At 35.4% G+C, this 20013-nt stretch carries 24 protein-coding genes and 1 riboswitch; of the genes, 8 read left to right on the top strand and 16 right to left on the bottom strand.

Annotation, left to right across the window (positions count from 1 at the left end; translation table 11 throughout):
• Positions 1–32: 32 nt before the first annotated feature.
• The 3 genes from EC501_RS08285 to EC501_RS08280 are packed head-to-tail and all read right to left on the bottom strand — an operon-like array spanning position 33 to position 3089.
• Positions 33–2249 carry a sensor histidine kinase gene (locus tag EC501_RS08285; protein WP_122971814.1) on the bottom strand — a complete coding sequence of 739 codons (2217 nt, stop codon included), beginning with the start codon at positions 2247–2249 and terminating at the stop codon, positions 33–35.
• A gap of 14 nt (positions 2250–2263) precedes the next feature.
• Positions 2264–2407, bottom strand: a complete 144-nt coding sequence (locus EC501_RS18380; RefSeq protein ID WP_158599689.1) for a hypothetical protein — start codon at positions 2405–2407, stop codon at positions 2264–2266.
• Positions 2391–3089: a response regulator transcription factor gene (locus tag EC501_RS08280; RefSeq protein ID WP_122971813.1), complete on the bottom strand. Its 699-nt coding sequence runs from the start codon at positions 3087–3089 to the stop codon at positions 2391–2393. Before EC501_RS08280 ends, EC501_RS18380 begins: the two co-directional genes overlap by 17 nt.
• A gap of 473 nt (positions 3090–3562) precedes the next feature.
• On the opposite strand from EC501_RS08280, the gene EC501_RS08275 reads away from it, so the two are divergent.
• Positions 3563–4051, top strand: coding sequence for a DUF2798 domain-containing protein (locus tag EC501_RS08275; protein WP_122971812.1), 489 nt, complete (start codon positions 3563–3565; stop codon positions 4049–4051).
• Between the two features lie 161 nt (positions 4052–4212).
• Here EC501_RS08275 and EC501_RS08270 read toward each other — a convergent pair whose 3' ends face one another.
• Positions 4213–5124 (bottom strand): DMT family transporter, encoded by a 912-nt coding sequence (locus EC501_RS08270; protein WP_122971811.1) that lies wholly within the window; start codon positions 5122–5124, stop codon positions 4213–4215.
• 138 nt (positions 5125–5262) lie between these two features.
• On the opposite strand from EC501_RS08270, the gene EC501_RS08265 reads away from it, so the two are divergent.
• Complete coding sequence (locus EC501_RS08265) at positions 5263–5493, top strand: DNA-binding protein (protein ID WP_122971810.1); 231 nt, start codon at positions 5263–5265, stop codon at positions 5491–5493.
• Positions 5494–5589: 96 nt separating this feature from the next.
• Here the strand turns inward: EC501_RS08265 and EC501_RS08260 are convergent, their stop codons facing one another.
• The 6 genes from EC501_RS08260 to EC501_RS08235 form a co-directional block, all read right to left on the bottom strand.
• Entirely contained in the window at positions 5590–6576 is a 987-nt protein-coding gene (locus EC501_RS08260; RefSeq protein WP_122971809.1) for a homoserine dehydrogenase, read from the bottom strand.
• A gap of 420 nt (positions 6577–6996) precedes the next feature.
• Positions 6997–7776 carry a hypothetical protein gene (locus EC501_RS08255; RefSeq protein ID WP_122971808.1) on the bottom strand — a complete coding sequence of 260 codons (780 nt, stop codon included), beginning with the start codon at positions 7774–7776 and terminating at the stop codon, positions 6997–6999.
• A complete protein-coding gene (locus EC501_RS08250) occupies positions 7769–8320 on the bottom strand; it encodes an RNA polymerase sigma factor (RefSeq protein WP_122971807.1) in 552 nt (183 codons plus the stop codon). The genes EC501_RS08255 and EC501_RS08250 overlap by 8 nt, the downstream gene beginning before the upstream one ends.
• A 160-nt stretch (positions 8321–8480) precedes the next feature.
• The gene (locus tag EC501_RS08245) at positions 8481–8891 is read right to left on the bottom strand and encodes a methyl-accepting chemotaxis protein (protein WP_158599688.1); all 411 of its coding nucleotides are present in this window, start codon (positions 8889–8891) and stop codon (positions 8481–8483) included.
• Positions 8892–8926: 35 nt separating this feature from the next.
• A complete protein-coding gene (locus EC501_RS08240; RefSeq protein WP_122971805.1) occupies positions 8927–9316 on the bottom strand; it encodes a hypothetical protein in 390 nt (129 codons plus the stop codon).
• A 223-nt stretch (positions 9317–9539) separates the two neighbouring features.
• Positions 9540–10847, bottom strand: a complete 1308-nt coding sequence (locus tag EC501_RS08235; protein WP_122971804.1) for an O-acetylhomoserine aminocarboxypropyltransferase/cysteine synthase family protein — start codon at positions 10845–10847, stop codon at positions 9540–9542.
• 112 nt (positions 10848–10959) lie between these two features.
• Positions 10960–11068: riboswitch (SAM riboswitch) on the bottom strand.
• A 142-nt stretch (positions 11069–11210) separates the two neighbouring features.
• On the opposite strand from EC501_RS08235, the gene EC501_RS08230 reads away from it, so the two are divergent.
• Together EC501_RS08230 and nfsA are read left to right on the top strand one after the other, a co-directional pair.
• Entirely contained in the window at positions 11211–11840 is a 630-nt protein-coding gene (locus EC501_RS08230; protein ID WP_122971803.1) for a glycerol-3-phosphate acyltransferase, read from the top strand.
• Between the two features lie 137 nt (positions 11841–11977).
• Entirely contained in the window at positions 11978–12712 is a 735-nt protein-coding gene (nfsA, locus tag EC501_RS08225; protein WP_122971802.1) for an oxygen-insensitive NADPH nitroreductase, read from the top strand.
• Between the two features lie 89 nt (positions 12713–12801).
• Here the strand turns inward: nfsA and EC501_RS18800 are convergent, their stop codons facing one another.
• From EC501_RS18800 to EC501_RS08200, 6 genes are all read right to left on the bottom strand, one after another.
• Positions 12802–12942, bottom strand: coding sequence for an IS3 family transposase (locus EC501_RS18800; RefSeq protein ID WP_122971801.1), 141 nt, complete (start codon positions 12940–12942; stop codon positions 12802–12804).
• The gene (locus EC501_RS08215; protein WP_241559304.1) at positions 12943–13347 is read right to left on the bottom strand and encodes a DDE-type integrase/transposase/recombinase; all 405 of its coding nucleotides are present in this window, start codon (positions 13345–13347) and stop codon (positions 12943–12945) included.
• Between the two features lie 32 nt (positions 13348–13379).
• Positions 13380–13463 carry an IS3 family transposase gene (locus tag EC501_RS18795; RefSeq protein WP_421930389.1) on the bottom strand — a complete coding sequence of 28 codons (84 nt, stop codon included), beginning with the start codon at positions 13461–13463 and terminating at the stop codon, positions 13380–13382.
• Between the two features lie 51 nt (positions 13464–13514).
• Complete coding sequence (locus tag EC501_RS18375) at positions 13515–13658, bottom strand: hypothetical protein (RefSeq protein ID WP_158599687.1); 144 nt, start codon at positions 13656–13658, stop codon at positions 13515–13517.
• An 8-nt stretch (positions 13659–13666) separates the two neighbouring features.
• On the bottom strand, positions 13667–13987 hold the full coding sequence (locus EC501_RS08205) for a helix-turn-helix domain-containing protein (protein ID WP_122971798.1): 321 nt from the start codon (positions 13985–13987) through the stop codon (positions 13667–13669).
• A 99-nt stretch (positions 13988–14086) separates the two neighbouring features.
• Complete coding sequence (locus tag EC501_RS08200; RefSeq protein WP_122971797.1) at positions 14087–15772, bottom strand: hypothetical protein; 1686 nt, start codon at positions 15770–15772, stop codon at positions 14087–14089.
• A gap of 171 nt (positions 15773–15943) precedes the next feature.
• Between EC501_RS08200 and EC501_RS08195 the strand changes: the two genes are divergently transcribed.
• The 4 genes from EC501_RS08195 (at position 15944) to EC501_RS08180 (ending at position 19956) form a co-directional block, all read left to right on the top strand.
• Positions 15944–16507 (top strand): lysoplasmalogenase, encoded by a 564-nt coding sequence (locus EC501_RS08195; RefSeq protein ID WP_122971835.1) that lies wholly within the window; start codon positions 15944–15946, stop codon positions 16505–16507.
• Positions 16508–16535: 28 nt separating this feature from the next.
• Positions 16536–17765 carry a peptidase T gene (gene pepT, locus EC501_RS08190; protein ID WP_122971796.1) on the top strand — a complete coding sequence of 410 codons (1230 nt, stop codon included), beginning with the start codon at positions 16536–16538 and terminating at the stop codon, positions 17763–17765.
• A 113-nt stretch (positions 17766–17878) separates the two neighbouring features.
• Complete coding sequence (locus EC501_RS08185) at positions 17879–18850, top strand: DMT family transporter (RefSeq protein ID WP_122971795.1); 972 nt, start codon at positions 17879–17881, stop codon at positions 18848–18850.
• Positions 18851–19248: 398 nt separating this feature from the next.
• Positions 19249–19956: a Fe-S oxidoreductase gene (locus tag EC501_RS08180; protein ID WP_122971794.1), complete on the top strand. Its 708-nt coding sequence runs from the start codon at positions 19249–19251 to the stop codon at positions 19954–19956.
• The last annotated feature ends 57 nt before the right edge of the window (positions 19957–20013 follow it).

Below are 20013 nucleotides of genomic sequence, written 5' to 3'. Positions count from 1 at the left end.
TGCGTGTTAGGACGTCCTCTATCGGCATACTGTTAACTATTTCCAACAATAGTTACTGTCACTTTAAATAAATCTCCATCTACCTCAACAGTAAGACGGCCATTGTGTAAATCAACAATCGACTGAGCAATCGCTAACCCTAATCCAGAACCATCTGTATGGCGGGAAGCATCCGCCCTTTTAAAGCGTTCTGTAAGCTCTTGAACGTTTTCATTTAATTCATACTTTGAAACATTTTTTACTGAAAACTCAATATTGGATTCAATTTGTTTTAAAGTAACATATACTCTTGTTCCCTCTAACGAGTATTTCAATGTGTTGACAATTAAATTATCAATAACACGCCACATTTTTTGACCATCTACATAGGCATAGAGGGGTTCCTCTGGCATTAAAATACGTAACTCTAAATTTGAAAGGGAAAAGGCCTCTTCATGTTCTCCTATTGCTTGTTGCACCAATTGAGTTAAATCTAGCTTCTGTTTTGTTATTTCAATATTCCCACTGGCCATTTTTGACACTTCAAATAAATCTTCTATTAACGTTTTAAGACGGGCTGATTTTTTATCCAATACATCGATATATTGTTTTCGTTGTTCATCTGTTAAATCCGGGTTCTTTAATAAATCGGTATAGGTTATAATCGACGTTAACGGTGTTCGTAAATCATGGCTAACATTCGTAATAAGCTCTGTTTTTAACCGTTCACTTTTCGCTTGTTCTGACATTGATTTTTTTACACCTTCACGCAATGCATTTAAATTTGCTGCATGCTTGGCTAATGGTGACTTCCCTTTCACCTTAATATCATTTGTTAAACGTCCCCTTGCCATATCTTCCGTCTGTCGCATAATTCGATTAAGATACCCAATTCGACGAAGAAAGAGAATGCCAGCTGGTAATCCAATAAAGAATAGTAAAAGAATATAAATCATGAGTAGCTCAACGCTATACGATGCCCCTACGAAACCAATTCCGGCAAGAAAGAAAATAATTAAAATGGCTACGGATTGTACACCGAGGGAACGGTTTAAAAATAAATCCCTTAGCCCATCTGCAAGTCTGTATAGCATAGCATTTTTTAATTGCTCTTCTATCTTAGGCTCATTTTTAATCGAATCCCAAGTCCATGTTATGCCAAATATTATGGCAGCAACACTTATAAAGACTATAAAAAGAAATATGAGTTCTTCAACACTAGATGTAATTAAATTTATTGGGTTAAAGTAAATGATATTATTGATTAACGAATTACCAATATACTCCATTAATCCAAAGGATATAAAACTTACCACAATAATTAAAATGATGCGAACATCAATAGGAAGGCGTAAGAAAGCATCTTTTACATTGGATGATTCTCTGAACATATCCATTTTTGGTCTAGCAAAAGTAAACAATCCGACAATTGCTAATATACCAGTGACCCATATAACAATAAAAGTTATTTTCGCTATATTAAAATATTGATAATCAGTTCCCAAATTAGAACTACTAAGCATAGATTTTGGTATACTAAAGGATCCTTCATATCTTGCGGATTCTCCATCAATTTGAAATTCCGGAATAGTGTCTTGTACTTCCGAGTAAACATTATTATCATAGGAATTTATATTAACTGAATTATTTACTATTAAAGGATTTTTATCTTCATAACTTTCAGTAAATAGATCAGATTTTTGTTGGGTTCCTGATTCAAATTTTTTTCCATTGTCTATGTTTACAAAGTGATAAGAAAAATAGCTAAATTCATTTAAAAAGGACTTTTTATATTTTTCTTGCTCTGCTGCATACTCATCGATTAATTGTTCCTTTTGTTTTCGAATTTTCTCTTTAACATAATCATCACTTTCAAAGTTCGCTTTAATATCTGCAATTTTTTTATCACGCTCCTCTATTAATAGCTCTTTTAATGTTGAATCTTTGCTCTCCTCTGCCTCCATTATCCGCCCTCTATATTGAGATTGAATACTTTCAACTTGTTCCGTTAAAGAGCCATAACGATATCGATACTCTTCGATTTCTCCTTGCGTAACATTGATTGTTTCCTTTGCCTTTTCAGCATCAAAGGGCATTAAAACGTAGTGGCCTAATTGGTCAATAAAACTTTCCTTCGTAGATTGGAAAGTATCCGATTGAAAATAAGATTTTACTAAATAATTAGGGGCTTGCTTTACAAAGAGCACTATAGAAAATACTGCCCACGTAATAAGAAAAAGAGTGAGGAGTAATTTCCCTTTATTTTTCATCAATGGATCCTCCTCTAAAATAATCTCTCAAAAAATCGAATCGCCTCACCGATATGTTCATTAATAAATTGCCAAGTCTTCATTCCGATTATGAACATACCAATAATACTTGCGATAAAACTAATAGTCGTCACACTTTTTTCAATTTTGTTTTTCAATTTTATATCCAATTCCCCACACAACCTTTAAAAATCTTGGATTTTTCGGATCAGCTTCAATTTTCTCGCGAATTTTTCGAATGTGCACTGCTACAACATTCTCAGCATTATAAGCTTCTTCATTCCAAACAAGTTCATAAATTTCTCGAATCGAAAATACTCGTCCAGCATTTTTTAATAGAAGTTCCGTAATTTTATATTCGATTGGTGTCAGTTTAACAAGTTCCCCATCTAATCGTACTTCCTTTGCTTCGACATCAAGGGTTAAACCGTTCGATTCATATTTTGTAGACTGGGCATTGTACGTACCTAGTTGAACGTAACGTCTTAATTGGGATTTCACCCGGGCAAGAAGCTCCATTGGGTGAAAAGGTTTTGTAATATAATCATCTGCCCCTACTGATAATCCATGAATTTTATCAGTATCTTCGGCTTTTGCACTTAACATAATAATCGGGATGTTTCGCTCGGCGCGAATTTTAAATGTTGCGGAAATCCCATCCATATTCGGCATCATAATATCGAGAATAATTAAATGCACTTCATGTTCTTCCAACAGTTTCAATGCTTCGACTCCATCTGCCGCCTTTAAAACATTGTAGCCTTCATTTGTTAAATAAATTTCAATTCCATCACGAATATCTTTATCATCATCTGTAACGAGCACGGTTAACTTCTCCATTGCCCTCACCTCATCTTTTTCTTATAGTTTTATATTAGCCATCGTTTCTTAAAAAGCAGTAAGTATAATTCTGAAGAAATTCTTAAGAAATTAATGTGTTTTAGTGAACTTTAATATGATCGCTGTAAAATACTTATTTTCGTATCTTACCATATTTTAACTTTGTTTTAGGATAGATTGTAGACTTTATATGGGATTACTATTTTTAGAGGGGATCTCTTTTAAAATCTTAAACAAAATAACCTCGTTCTTTTTTGGAACGGGGTTAAATATAGTTGTTTATGTAAGTTAAATCCTTAAACTCTTCTCATATAACCAATCAGCATAAAAAATTGATACTGCTCATTAATAATGAGATTACCTCAATTCTTTAACGTACGTTTCGTGACACAAAATAGCCCTAAACTTTTCACTTACGAAGCACAAATCGAATCACTATAATACTACTAGTACACAGAAAGGAGTGTTAACTTATGCCAACAACAAAAAAAGAAAGTTTCTATTTTGGATTAATTATGTGTTTTGGAATGGTACTTGTAATGACCATATATAATTTATACCTGAATGGGATGTTTGGGGAAATTACGTTCTTAGAAGGAATATCCGATTTTTTAATCGGGTTTACAATCGCCTTCATACTGGATCTATTTTTAGTAGGACCTTATGCAAAAAAAATCGCCTTGCGACTAACGGCAAATTCATCAAAAAAAGTCTATACTGTCCTTGCCATTTCAACTTGTATGGTGATTGGGATGGCGTTCTTCATGTCAATTTACGGATTAGTCACAACTTATATCCATAATGGTTTTACTAATAACTCAGTTATTACAGAGTATTTCGCTTTATTTGGAAAAAACTTTGTTATGGCATTGCCTTTACAAATTATCATTATGGGACCAGTAGTACGATTTATTTTCATGAAATTTATAAAGCCAAAAACTATTCAAAATAACCTAGTATAGAGATAAACAACGAACCAACTTATTAATCTCTATATTCCATAGTATAAGGAAGAAACCGTTTTGAAATTTTCCACAAACGGTTTCTTTTTATTGATTCAACATGCTGTTTTGCGTCGATACAATAAAAATCTTGAGAGGCAAGTTCTCAAATATCTATCATATTAACTTGAACTATCAGAAGGAATTTCGAAGTGATCACCTATCTTCTGACCACTATTCGATTTCCTTCCCCCTACTGTTAATACAACAATTCCTCCTAGCAATAATATTACCCCAATCCAAGATGTCGGACTTAAATATTCATTTACTAGAAAAACACCAAGTAATGCTGCTGTTAAAGGCTCTGCTAAAGATAAGGTAACAGCAGAAGAGGAACTTATTTTTTCTAAACCTGCTAAAAATAAAATATAAGCGATACTCGTTGCCGCTAAGCCCATAAAGAGCATCGGTACTAAATTTTGTGACGAAAATACCCATTTGACGCCGTCTTGTGAAAAAGGAATTAACATTAAAGAACAGAGCGTAAAAGTCATAGCAACAGCTGGGAGAGTCTCTTCCCGCTCTGTTAACTGCTTACTACAGTTCGTATAAAGGGCAAACATTAGACCGGCACATAACGCAAGTAAAATACCGACAGGATGTACGGTTGCTTCTCCTCTATTAACAAATAATAAAACACATCCTATTACAGCAAGGGATGTAGCGATTCCCCATAGTCTATTCGGTTTTCTTTTCCAAATCGCCCATTCTACTATACCTGAAAATACCGGTGAACTGCCTATTGTTATAACTGTTCCAAGAGCTACGCCAGTAAATCGAACCGATGTAAAAAATAACGATTGGAATAATGCAATGGTTAACGCAGCTAGAATGGTCCATTTCCAAGACCATTTTCGAAAATTTATTTTCCCCATGAACACAAGAATAATTAGCAATATTCCTCCACCAATTGCTGATCGTACAGATGCAACAGCAATGGAAGATATCCCCCCTTCAAGAAACGTTTGAGTCGTTCCTACTGTTCCCCAAAGCATTGCTGCTAGTAACACAAATATGTATGGTAAAATCTTCAAACATTACACCCCTTAAGTACATATTGATTAAACTATGCTATTCTTCCATCTTTCTTTAGGAATATATTTAAACTCTGTCCCTAAACAGTGCTTTCAATTAAAATTATATATAATACTATTAGAAGGAGGTCATCATACATGTATAAAACTGTTGCTGAAACAGCGAAAGACATCTCGATGCCAGAGGAACAAGTTCTTCGCTACATTTATGCTGGCCGAATAAAAGCGGTGCATGACGGAGAACAATTCCTCGTAAACAGCGCCCAGTTCGACACTTATTATGAGCAATTAGAACGTATTAAAGAAGAAATCGAAATTTGGCGAAATACCCCAATACCTGAAGATCCAGATATTAAAGATGAAGACTAATCGATAAACTTTATACAATTAAATAAATTGGAGATCGTTCCAATTTATATTAATAAAAAAACATCTTGAGGAGTTTCTAAACGCCTCAAGATGTTTTTATATCGATACGACAAAACCTGCGCGTTTGCCAATAATTTCAGCATAATCTTCTACCATGACGCTTGCCGTCGGATACATACCTGCACCAGGTCCAATTAATGTCAACGTTCCAATGTAGTTCGTTTCCATCGTAACCGCATTAAAAACATCATCGATTGGATAAAGTGGATGCTCTTTATCTACTAACATCGGTGCAACTTTAGCATAAATCGTTCCATCCGGATGCTTTTCAACTTCTGCTACGTGGCGGTAACGAAGACCCTGTTCAGTTGCATCAGCAACTTGATTTGATGTAATACAATCGATTCCAATGACTTCTACATCTGCCCAATTTGGTTGCTCTCCAAAGGCTAAAGAACTTAAAATCATTAGTTTCTTAAAGGCATCTTGGCCAGAAATATCATTATATGGATCCGCTTCAGCATAGCCTAATGCTTGAGCTTCCCTTAAAGCGTCATCAAAGGATAAACCTTCTGAACGCATTTTCGTCAAAATAAAATTCGTCGTACCATTTAAAATACCTTGAATACTTGATACTTCATTGACTAATAAAATATTTTTCATCGTTTTAATAACTGGTACTCCGCCAGCAGTTGTCGCTTCATAACCGACAAATACACCGTTTTGTTTTGCTAATTCTTGCAATTCAAGTCCACGCTTAGCAAACATGACTTTATTGGCCGTAATAACATGACATTTGTTTTCAACAGCCTTTTTTAAATATGTAAATGAAGGTTCTTCATTCACAATCGCTTCAAATACGACTTGGAGTCCTTTAACAGAAAGAACATCGTCGATACTATCAGTTAAAAGGTGGGCTGTTCCTGGCACCCGTTCTTTTGATGGATCACGTACTAATATTTTTGCTACTTCTAATTCCAATCCTAATTTGTCACGAAGTTCTTCACGTTTTTCATTTAAAACATGAAATATTCCTTGACCTACTGTGCCAAAACCTAAGATGGCAGCCTTGATTGTTGCCATTCTATACTCGCCTCCATCTTCACTGTACATCTAAATCGTTGGCGTTTTTCGAGCTTAAAGATTACGGAAAAAGTTTTAATAAAATTTTAACCCTCGCTTTAAAATTACCCTACTTATCGCCCTAGATACGCAATTCGATAGTTTTTTATTGACTCTTCACACGAATGTTTCTTTAATTGTTAAAAACAAACAATTCGAAAAATTTAACATAAGAAAATTCTATCGTATATTGAAAAGGAACTCAAGAAAATTCTCCCCAAGATGGACATTTGTTTTTTTAAGAAGGTCAAACAATAAAAAATCCCCATTATGCAAACGGAATTTTTTCATAAGTATTATTCCAATTATAGGGAATTTCTAAGGATAAATAAATAGGTATCTCTTTCATTAGAGATACCTATTTATTATTATAACATAATTTTATTCCTCGACAATTTGGAACTCTTTCAACATATGATAAAATCTTGCCCCATGTCCTTCAGAAGCTTCAAGAAAGTATTTTAAATCAAATACAAAACTGCCTTCCCGTCCGTTTGATATAATATATAGTTTATTCACTTTACTATCCCATTCATTACCATCGATAGCAGAAACTAAAAGTCCATTGACCGGCTCTGTGACTGATTCAATTTCTTTAACGGTTTCAAAGGAGCTTTTAAGTTGATCTGCATATTCATTTGCCAGCTGCTCAGGCGTTTTGTCTACAATTTGAGAAATCGTCATAGATACTTCTGGATATTTATCTTCTAAAGGTACTTTCGGAACAATTTTATCCACCCCCCCCTCTTGAACAAGTTGATACCTTTCTTCATCTATATAAATAATATAATCTACCCGTTCTTGAAGAATGACTTCACTTTGTTCTTGATCCCCTTCGATTTCCGTTATTACTTCTTTTTCAGGCACAAAATATTGTTTTATTTGTTCAACAAATGCCTGACCCGTATTCGTTGTGAACATACCAAAGACGAGGACAACTATCGCTGCCGCAACAACTAAACCAAACAAGCGTCGTGTTGATTTTTTTCGCTGTTTCACTTTTTTCTCCTCTTTCTTCTTTGTTGTAGGTATCAATTTGTTTTCTTGTAAATTTATTTGGGACTCGATATAGTTCCATATCTCTTCCTTTTCATTAACTACGTCATCTGTATGGCCTTTTAATGTTTTATATATATCCCGTTCCATTTTTTTATCATCCATTTTTATCCCCCTCCTTATCCGAGCTTAGGAAGCGTTTAAGTTTTTGTTTTCCTTTTAATAATCGAGATTTAATCGTGTTTATATTTTCGTCCATAATTTCAGCAATTTCTTGTTCTTTAAATCCATTTAAATATTTCAATATGATCGGTATCCGGTTATGGTAATCCAACTTCTGAATAGCATCATATAAGTTTTCATATTCAACATAACGACTCATTTCTTCCTTTAGATGACCCTCTTGCTCTAACATGCCGATGCGATCACCAATGCTAATGACATTAGAATTTCGTTTTAAAATTCGATTGCACTCATTCAAAAGAATTTTATAAAACCATGGTTTAAAAGGTTTAGATGGGTCATATAAATGAATATTTTGATAGACACGTATGAACGTTTCTTGTACAGCATCTTTCGCATAGAAATGATTGTTATTCATTACAATTGTGGCCGCCCGGATTGCATAATCAAAATAAAGATCATATAAATTCCGAAAGGCACTGGCGTCACCATTTTGAAATTGGTGAACAATTTCCGCTTCCTTCATTATTCACACCCTTTCTCTTCATTACTGAATGCATTCACTATATATACCCTTGAAACCTTCGAATAGTTTTCGATTATGAAAAGGATTTCTCTTTTATTAATAAAAGATTTGTTTCCCCATGAAAAAAACCTGCAACTTATCGTTACAGGCTTTCCATTTATTAATATTTAAATTGTTGTATAACTTTTTGTAAGTCTTCCTCCATGACGGACAATTCATCTGCAGATGCAGAAATTTCTTGCATGGACGCCAATTGTTCTTCTGTTGATGCAGAGATATTTTGGACACCGGCTAAATTTTCATTCGTTAAGTTTTGAACAATTGTTGTAGAAGCTGCTACAAGTTTTGATTGATTTGACATATGGTGTATAGCTGTCGTAACTTCTTCCGTACCCGTTGCCATTGTTTTTATCGCTTCGTTTATGTCCTTTTGAATATGGCTAATAATATCCGCGATTTGATTCGTTGCATTTGCTGATTGTTCGGCTAATTTCCTTACTTCATCCGCTACAACTGCAAATCCTTTTCCTGCTTCGCCTGCTCTGGCAGCCTTAAATAAAAAAGCCAGCACAAATGTGCTGACTTCTTTATTGTTAAATGGGAAGATTAAGATACTTTTTTCAAAATGCTTTTAGGAAACTTATTCATAATGATATTCATAAGCAACTTTTCTTCAGCTGTAAAGGCTGGTAAACCGATTGTACGGTATACAAGTTGAAATTGACCATATTCTAAATACCACTCTTTTGCCGGCAACTCTATATGTTGCTGACCGTATTCTTTATACGTCTCATAAACCTCTTTTATTATATATGGATTTTCAATGAAATTCGCCTTTTCCTCCGAAAATGCACTATGCCCATAATGCTCATTCCACAATGACTCTACTTCAGCTAATAAATATTGCAATGCATCGGCATTAACAAACTGTTTTCTTTCATTTAATTCGTATATAAAAAAAGCTGCAACATTTTGAGCACTATAAATATTTCCCATTTAACAACACTCCTTGAATGAAAATTTACTAACCTCGTATAAGAAAACTAAAGTGGCAACGTGTATCGGTTCTTATTAAACCAAGTATAATAAGCAATCTTTATAATGTCAATAAAACAAATAAAATTACTAGGTTTTAAAAAATCAACAGCCCCATGAATGGCATAAATAGCGAAAACGACTTTCACCAATGAATGCTAATTGTCGTTTTCATCATCAACTTTTATAATGCAGCGTTTGTTTCCGTTACCCCTTCAACCGCTTTTGATAATGCTTGATCCAAATCTGCAATAATATCTTCAACAGCTTCTAGGCCGACTGATAGGCGAATGAGCTCTTCTGAAACGCCGGCAACCTTTAACTCTTCAGGTGATAATTGTTGATGAGTAGTTGATGCTGGATGGATAATTAATGATTTTGCATCCCCTACATTTGCCACGTGGGAAAATAATTGAACGTTATCGATTACTTTACTTCCCACTTCTCGTCCACCTTTAATGCCAAATGTAAGCATTGATCCGTAGCCGTTTTTCAAATATTTTTTCGCTAATGAATGCGATGGGAAATTTTCTTTCCCTGGATAGTTTACGTATTCCACGAATGGGTGGCTTTCAAGATATTCCGCAACTTTTAATGCATTTTCACCATGCTTTGTATAACGCAAATGAAGCGTTTCTAACCCTTGTAGGAAGTTAAATGCACTATCAGCACTTAATGTTGGACCAAAGTCACGTAATAATTGAACACGAAGCTTTGTGGCAAATGCAGCCGTAGCCGTGTCAATTCCATAACGTAAACCATGGTAAGACTCATCTGGCTCTGTGAATCCTGGGAATCGACCTTGTGTCCAATCGAATTTACCAGCATCAACAACAACGCCTCCGATTGTCGTTCCATGACCGCCAATCCATTTCGTTGCTGAATGGACAACAACATCCGCGCCAAACTCAATCGGGTTACATCCGTATGGGGATGGGAATGTATTATCGATGATTAACGGAAGACCATGCGCATGAGCAATTTCCGCTATTCTCTCAATATCTAAAATGTTTAAACTAGGGTTCCCAACTGTTTCTGCATAAATTGCCTTTGTCTTATCTGTAATAGCAGCCTCAAAGTTTACTGGGTCCCTTTCATCTACAAAGGTTGTTGTAATTCCATAACGCGGTAAAGTATTTGCGAATAAATTATACGTGCCGCCGTATAATGAACCAGCTGATACGATTTCATCTCCTGCACCAGCTATGTTTAAAATAGAAAAGGCAATGGCAGCAGCACCAGATGATAATGCAACAGCTGCAGTTCCCCCTTCTAGTAAAGCAACTCGTTGCTCAAAAACGTCTACAGTTGGATTCATGATGCGAGAATAAATGTTTCCTGGTTGTTCTAGTGCGAACAATTGGCGTGCATGCTCCGTATTTTCAAAAGCATAGGCCGTTGTTCGGTAAATTGGTACTGCAATTGCTCCTGTTACAGGGTCTGGTTTTTGACCGCCATGAAGCAATTGGGTTTCCGGACGTTGTTGTGACATGTTTCTTCCTCCTAATATAGTATCGATGGGCGATCTTAGTATGAGGAGGACCTTTTGGAAAAACAAAAAGCCCTCTTCTAAAGAAGAGGGCTGCAAGCTGCAATTTTTCCTCCCCTTATCTTTCAGATCTAATCAAAATCTGTAGGAATTAGCACCTTTGCGTATTCACGCTGGTTGCTGGGCATCATAGGGCCTAGTCCCTCCGCCTCTCTGGATAAAGGTATTTGATTCATGTTCCATCGTTGAATTCACTATAAATCATAGTGATTTACTTGTCAATAATCTTTTTTAATTTTTCGAAACTTCTTATAGAATCATAGAGTATACTATAAATACATCTTTATGGAAAGGAGCCTTTTGTTTTTGTTATATCCTATCATTCTCGTCCTTATATTCGGTTATTTCATTGGTTGTTTACATGGATCCAATGTGGCTAAACTTTTATCGGGCGTTAACTTAAAAGAAGTTGGCCATGGTAATGCAGGTGCATCAAACGCAACGTTATCCCTTGGATGGAAGTATGGGGTTCTTGTTGCTTTAATAGATATCGGAAAAGGTGTATTGGCAGTTGTTTTACTTCGAGTCATTTTAACGAATTTTACCAATTTTTCGAGTGGCCAAATTTCAATTTTACTTTATTTAATCGGAGCTGCCGTTATACTCGGGCACAACTTCCCGGTTCATATGAAATTTCGAGGCGGAAAAGGAACAGCATCTCTAATTGGCATTTTCATTGCACTCGATTGGAAATTCGGTTTAATGGCTGTTCTTGCCCTTGTTGTTACTTCCCTACTAACGAATTACCTAATTATTGGCGTATTTGTTTTGTATATCTTTTTTGGCGTAACTGCGCTACTAATCGAGCCAACGATTTGGCCATTTTTAATCGCCCTTACTCTATTCTTAATTGCTCTGTATCTCCATGTGGAAAATGTAAAGCGATTACGTATCGGGTCGGAACCAAAAATTACATCCGCCTTTAAGAAAAACTAAACAGATTCCCATTAGTAGTGAAGGTTCCCCTTTTGTAAATCATGTTAAAATATACTAATATAGCCCTAAAGAGTATTTTCTCTTTAGGGCTATATGTTTTAAGAGGAAATACATATTTAAAAGGGGAGGAAAAGGAAATGTCAGCAAAGGATTTATTACGTAGTCATTCATCTGTTCGAAAATATACAGGTGAACAAATACCGAAAGAAACGGTAATCGACTTAATTCAAACTGCACAAATGGCTGCGAGCTCACATTTTGTACAAGCATATAGCGTCATTTGGGTGACAGATGAAGAAAAGAAACAAAAGCTTGGTGAGCTGTCTAATAATGAGTTCCAATTTAAAACAGCAGGCGCTGCATTTTTATTCTGCGTCGATTTTAAACGTCTACAAGTTGCTGGACAAAAACATGGAGTCGACATTGTGGCAGATAGTGCGGAAAATGTAATAGTCGGTGTGGCGGATGTTGGCATTTTTGCCCAAAATTTCGTTATTGCTGCTGAAGATGCTGGTTATGGCATTTGTTATATTGGTGGCGCTCGAAACAATCCAAAAGAAATTAGTGAACTATTCAATTTACCGGACTATGTTTTCCCATTGTTTGCTATGACGATCGGAACTCCGACAAAACGTAACGAAACAAAACCACGTCTTCCAGTTGAAGCGATTTTACATGAAAATGATTATAACGCGGAAAAATACGATACGTTACTAGATGAATACGATGCAACGATGGAAAACTATTATGCAAGCCGTAGTTCGAATCAAAAAATGTCTAATTGGACAAAACAAATGGCTGATTTCTTAGTTGAACAAAGAAGACCGTTCATTAAAGAATTTTTAGCTTCAAAAGGTTTCAATTGGAAATAAATAAACCTTTTTATTAACCAAATTAAAAACCTGACAGATCTAAAGAAATTTGTGGACTTACCCCTGTCAAGTAGACAACTTTAAAAAGACTAAGCAGCCATCTGGTGTCGATATTCTATCGGTGCCAGGTGGTTGAGTCTTTTTTGGAATCGTTGGAAGTTATAAAAGTAAATATATTGTTCAACAGCTTGTCTAATTTCTTCTTCGGAATTGTCGTTTAATAGATACAATCACTCGCTTTTAAATTGTGAGAAAAATGTTTCCATACAAGCATTGTCATGGCAGTTACCTTTGCGTGAATGGCTACCAATCATCCCGAGCTGTTCTACTTTTTGGTGATACTTAATAGATGTGTATTGGAAGCCTTGATCCGAGTGGATGATGCTACGATACACATTTCTTTTTGTCGTTAATTCATGTAATGTGTCCATTACTAATTCTAAATCGTTTCGCTCACCTATTTTCCATGCGACGATTTCGTTGTTATATAAATCTTGTACTGCTGATAGGTATAGAAAGCCACTTTTAGTGGGTAAATATGTAATATCCGTAACGAGTACCTCATTTTCTGTACGTTCTTTAAATTTACGGTCTAACACATTATCGAATACACGTGAAATACGATTTCCCCACACACGACGTTTTTTACGAATAATCGATTGGATACCTAATTCACTCGATACACTTTTTTATGATTTACCTTGAAACCTTTATCGCGTAAAGCCATTTTCATACGAGGATAGCCGTACATTCTATGTGTTTGATGAATCGTTAAAATGTGCTCCTTTAATAACGCATCATCCTATTTACGTAACGATACCTTGCCGTTTTTCAACCATTTATAATACCCTGAACGTTGTACTTTCGCCATTTCAGTTAGCCACGTCATCGGATAACTGCTTTTCATTTCTTCAATAATTTGATAGCGATCTGGATAAGTGGGCATTCCTCCATTTACAGATTTGGATACTGCTTTTTTAAATATTCAACCTGCGCTTTGTAATAGTCACGTTCTTCTTCTACATTTTTAAAATGGACACGTTTGCCTTTTAACGGATTCTTCACACCCTTTGCCCCTGAACCTGTAGATGGAAGACGGTTAAATGCTTCAATCGATTCTACTTCTTTAAATTTCTTCACCCAAGCCTTTACCTGCGAAACATTGCGAATCTCGTATCTGTCCGCAATTTTTTGCATACTCTCTTCCCCGTTTAGATAGGCCTGTACGATTTCCAATTTCAGTTCATTTGAATACGTATTATTTTTTCTCGACATAGAAAAATCCCCTTTAAGTAAAATGTTATCTACAGCGTACTGTAGTTTTTTTAACATTGTCTACTTAAAGGGGATAATATCATCTGTCAGGTTTTTGTATTAAGGTGCCGCTATTCCTTCTATTACCATCTCTTTTACAGGAAGGAATAATTCACCCGTTGCGTAATAAGTAATCGCAACTTGATCCCCTTCTTGTAAATAAATAACTAAAGGAACATTTTGCGTGCTAACCGTAAAGTTTTGACCAGTATTTAATAAGAATGAAACGACCGTATAATCACCTACCCGTTCTTTATACACCCGTTCAACTTGCCCTGTAATGGTAGCCTCTTCAGAATTGGATGTTCCATCAACGGTACCTCCACCACGACTAAGGGCAGTTTTATACTGCTTTAAAGCATCATTTGGTGTCGTACCATAAGCTGAAATTTCAGGGTTTGCTGCTGATACGATAAAGTAGTTTTGTAAAAATCCATTCGAGTCTAAAACTGGAGCTAACCAGCTTGCTTCACCATAGAAGTTATATAAAATTGGCATTTCACCTTGCCATTCTTTTTCGATAAATTTCTTTTCAATGATATCTAGAGCTCCTTGGGAATCCATATATGATTCTTCCAGACTTCCTGTAAAGTAAGTCGATTCACCTGTACGGGCATTCGTTAATGAATATCCTAACATCGAATCTACCCCTTCTTTAGGGCTTGTAAAATCAGTGAAATAATACATTTCACCCTTTTCATTGAAAACTGGGCTTACATTAGCTTCTGTTCCTTCGTCAGAAGGTATCTTCACGTCTTTTTTACCGAATACGCTATTCCAGAAACCATGAACGTATTTACCAAAATAACTATTTTGAAGACTAACCGATTCAGGAGATACCGCTCCGTCAATAAATTCAGGTACTTCATCTAAAGTTAATACTTCTGAATCTCCTGTCTCTGCGTCAACCATAACAATCCCCTTAACATCAAATCCGTTGCGGGCCGTAACGAACTCACCGTAAGAGCGAATGTAATATGGTTTCCCATCATCATCTACTTCCAACTGAGGTTCTCCATAGAAAATTAAAGTTGGATTTTCAAGACGCATATGACGTTCTAAATTATGATTTAAAAAGGCAGACGGTACATAAGCCATTTCTGCTTCTACAAACTTCGGATTATCCGTCGAATCTGTAGCGCTCATCGTGAAATAACCAGGTGTCGTTTTACCGTTAAACCATTTGAAGAACCCAGAGAATTCAACAGGCGCAATATAAACATATTCATCGTTTACTTTTTGAATTTGTAAATTTCCTAACTGATAGTAACTAGTATTTGGTACTTGCCCAAAGGCTTTTTTCATTTTATTTTCCGCAAATCGTGGCGGTACGCTAGCAGGTGTTTGTGTTTCATCGAACGGTTCAATTTCAACCTGTTCATCCATTTTTGCAGATTCATATTTTTCATTTGCATTCCAAAGAGGAGCAGATAATAAATACCCTAATAAAATTAAACTAGCTAAAAAAACAATTCCTTTAAAGGTTTGTTCAACTCCAGTAGATAAAACAGCACCTATTAATGCTAAAACTGGTAATATATAGACAAAGATAGTCCAGTGTAGATCAATTTTTGTTATATATAGTATTGCTAAACAAATAATAAAACTTGCTATTAGAACACTGATTAACGTTTTAACTAATTGCTGAGTCGTTAATTGCCCTTTATAAATCTTTTTGGAAAGTGGGACAATGAGAATCGTTGCAATCACAGCAGCTATTAGCGCCAAAATGAGAGTCTGTGTCAATAGAATCACCCTTTCTTATATCTCTTTTACGGAATAGCCCCTTAAATAGTTTCATAAATAATTAAAAAAGGAGTGTTCATTATCGTATTACACAAATGGATAATTGGTTTATTTATTGTTTTCGGGTTTTATTACGTCTTTTTATTAGACACCATTAGCGATCCGTATGTAATGGTATTTAAATTAATACCGATGGTTTTAGTCATTTTGTTAGCTTTTCTATTTAAAGTTGAGCATATTATCCCTTATAAAACATTAATGATTATTGCTCTTATATTTTGTGCCATCGGGGATTATACATTGCAATGGTTTATCATTGGGCTTATTAGTTTCCTAATCGGTCATATTTTTTATATTCGAGCTTTCCTATCAACGAAAGAACAGGCTACTCCTTTATGGGTAAAGGTTATCCTTATCGTATATGGAGTTATTATGTTAATTTGGATTGGCGGAACTTTAATTCAGAAAAATGAGCTTATTTTAGCATGTGCAGTTACGATTTATATGTTTGTCATATTAACGATGGGGTGGACCTCCTTTAGAGCAGGCTCTAAATATGCTGTAGCCGGGGCGATATTATTTATTATTTCCGATTCTATATTAGCTATTAACAAGTTTGTTATAAACGTAGAATTTTCCCATCAGCTTATTATGCTAACTTATTATAGTGCACAATTATTAATGGCTTTGAGTATTCCAAATTATTCCGCAATTCGAAGCAACGTGATACAATAGAAGCACTAAACAATGAGGGGGATTATCCATGAAAGAAACAGTCATTGAACGATTAATTCGCTACGCTAAAATTGATACACAATCAGATCCAGAAAGCTCTACAACACCTTCTACTGAAAAACAATTTGATTTATTAAATCTATTAAAAGATGAACTAGAAGAAATCGGGCTAACAGAGATCACATTAGACGAAAATGGATATTTATTTGCCACTTTACCAGCTAATACGGACAAAGACCTTCCAACAATCGGTTTCCTAGCACACGTTGATACGTCTCCCGACTTTTCTGGAACAAACGTAAATCCTCAACGTATCGATAATTATGATGGTGGAGATATTCGACTAAATGATGAACTTACAATGTCTCCTAGTTACTTCCCAAATTTAAAAAACTATGTCGGTCAAACACTAATTACGACGGACGGTACGACTCTGTTAGGAGCCGATGACAAAGCCGGTATTGTTGAAATAATGACTGCCATGGAATATTTAGTACAACATCCAGAGATTAAGCATGGCAAGATTCGTGTTGCGTTTACGCCTGATGAAGAAATCGGCCGTGGACCTCATAAATTTGATGTAAAAGCTTTTGGAGCGGATTATGCTTATACAATGGATGGCGGTCCACTAGGTGAACTGCAATATGAAAGTTTTAATGCTGCTGGCGTTAAAGTAACAACTCGTGGTACTAGTGTCCATCCGGGTTCAGCAAAAAATAAAATGGTAAATGCGATTACTTTAGCCATTCAATTCCAAAATTCTATGCCAAAGGAAAGCGTTCCTGAAAAAACAGAAGGCTATGAAGGTTTTATTCATTTAATGAACTTCAACGGTCATATTGAAGAAGCAAAACTTTCATATATTATTCGTGATCACGACCGTGAAAAATTCGAAGCGAAAAAGGCCCATTTCCTAGAAGTTGAACAAATGGTGAAAAACAAGTACGGCGAAGATGCGATTACTGTTGAAATTGAAGATCAATACTATAACATGCGTGAAAAAATCGAGCCCGTTAAAGAAATCGTTGACATCGCCTACAAAGCAATGGAAAATTTAAATATCGAACCAATCATTGAACCTGTTCGTGGAGGTACAGATGGTTCTCAACTATCCTTTATGGGTCTCCCAACTCCAAACATCTTTGCAGGTGGGGAGAACATGCATGGTAAATTTGAATTTGTATCTGCTGAAACAATGGAAAAAGCAACAAGAGTGATTTTAGAAATTATCCGATTGTACGAGGAACAAGCAAAATAATACATTTTACGAAGTAAGATTTGTTTTCTTACTTCGTATTTTTATCGATATAATAGTTGGAAAATTCAGTTTACATACTTCGTTAAATCTTGAATAGGAAGTAGGTTGTTTAATTGAAAGAGATTGCTTTAGGTATATTAGCCGCATTATTCTTCGCTGTCACATTTGTCTTAAATCATTCAATGGAATTGGAAGGTGGCAGCTGGCTTTGGAGTTCTTCATTACGTTACTTCTTCATGCTTCCTTTTCTATTAATTATCGTATTTTCACGAAAAGGATGGAAACCACTTACGTTTGAAATAAAGTCCCAACCAACTAAATGGTTACTTTGGAGTTTTGTAGGGTTTGGATTATTCTACGCCCCCCTTACCTATGCAGCTTCCTTTGGACCTGGTTGGCTCGTCTCTGGAACATGGCAATTTACTATTGTGGCTGGTGTTTTATTAGCTCCCCTATTTGTTACAGTTATAGATGGAGTAAATGTTCGTCAAAGAATACCCATTCTATCATTAATTATTTCTTTTGTAATATTAATAGGGATATTCCTAATTCAAATACCACAAGCACAAACTTTATCATTTAAAACGTTTATACTCGGTATTTTACCGGTTTTAATCGCTGCCTTTGCCTATCCGTTAGGAAATCGAAAAATGATGGAAGTATGTGGAGGACGACTCGATACGTATCAACGAGTTCTTGGTATGACTATCGCCTCTTTACCGATTTGGATTTGTCTTGCAATCTATGCCCTAATGACAGTCGGGCTCCCTTCTGGAAATCAAGTTTTTCAATCTTTTATAGTAGGAATTAGTTCAGGAGTTATTGCTACGACTTTGTTCTTTATTGCAACGGATCGTTCCCGTGAGGATCAAGGAAAATTAGCTGCCGTTGAAGCAACCCAATCAACCGAAGTTCTATTTGCCATTATGGGAGAAATGCTTTTATTAGGTATTCCTTTACCAACCCCAATTGCATTAATAGGAATCGTAGTTATTATTTTGGGCATGTTATTACATAGTTATCACACCATGCTCGTTGCAAAAAAATCGGTGCTAAAAGAAAAAGAGGCCGAGCTTCAAAGTTGAAGCCGGCCTTATAAAGTGTCCCAACGTTCAATTAGGGGGGAGAACGTTAGATTAGTATACTGGAGAAAAGCTTACTACATTTAAGTAATAAGTTTTTGTTTATACGATAATGATAATCATTTTCATTTAAAATGTCAACATTTTTACCAATTTTTTAATATTGTTATAACGATTCCCTTTAATATAGCCATTCAAATACTTAAAATTGGCATTTCCATACCGATTCCGTTACCTATATTTGAAAAAATCTCCCATTATCCCTTTTTTCTAATAGACGGGAAAAAGAACTTCTCTGTTCCATCATTTAAAATTGGTTCATGATCCCCCTTACTATGTGTTAAAACTTCATCAAAAAAGACGAAAATGTTATAGTTAATGTAAAAAAGAAGGTGAACGAAATGCCTGCCCTTACCTATGAACAAATACGTGTTTTAAACTCCTTTAGTATTTTTACAGAGGACCCTGAACGCCCATTATTTACATTAGAAAATTTACATAGAGATTTTTATTTAACCGATTTTAGAAATTTAATGATGGGGATCACGCAAGCAAATACAGAAGCTGCTGCCATTTCCCACTTTGGAAGACGGTTTGGAATGTTCATTGCTACCCAATTTCATATGCTAGCGATGTATGATGAAATATGGGATGGTAAAAGGGAAGATATTCGATATAGTCTGATTAATGAATTTGGTGTCAATACCCTCGGTACTTTCATCACACCTAACGATTTCCGTTATGTGGAAGATAATGAACGGGAATATGTCATTGGTAAATTATTATATCAATGCCATGAAGTCATTTTGCAATTACGAAAAACAACTTCCATCTCCCCTTTAACTTTATGGGAAAATATTTTTGGATATATGTTGTGGAATTATTATGAACTGCTGGAAAATCCATTACTTGCTGACCGCGCTTTTGAGGATCTAGAAATTTTAGAAGATACGAAAGTATGGCAACGTTTTTCAAATAAATCGTGGTTTTACCAATATACAGGGGGAAAAATTCCAGCCCAATTAGTAAATAAACCTTTACGGAAAAGTTGCTGTTTTTCAAAGGATGTTCCTGGCTTATTGCGATGTGAGTTTTGCCCGATGAAATAACGAATAAAAAACGCATGAGTGTTATTTTTTTTCAACATTCATGCGTTTTTTCTATAA

Origin of the sequence: Lysinibacillus halotolerans, assembly GCF_003711845.1 — a bacterium.
Lineage (GTDB): Bacteria > Bacillota > Bacilli > Bacillales_A > Planococcaceae > Ureibacillus > Ureibacillus halotolerans.
This window is presented reverse-complemented; position numbering and strand designations above follow the sequence as displayed.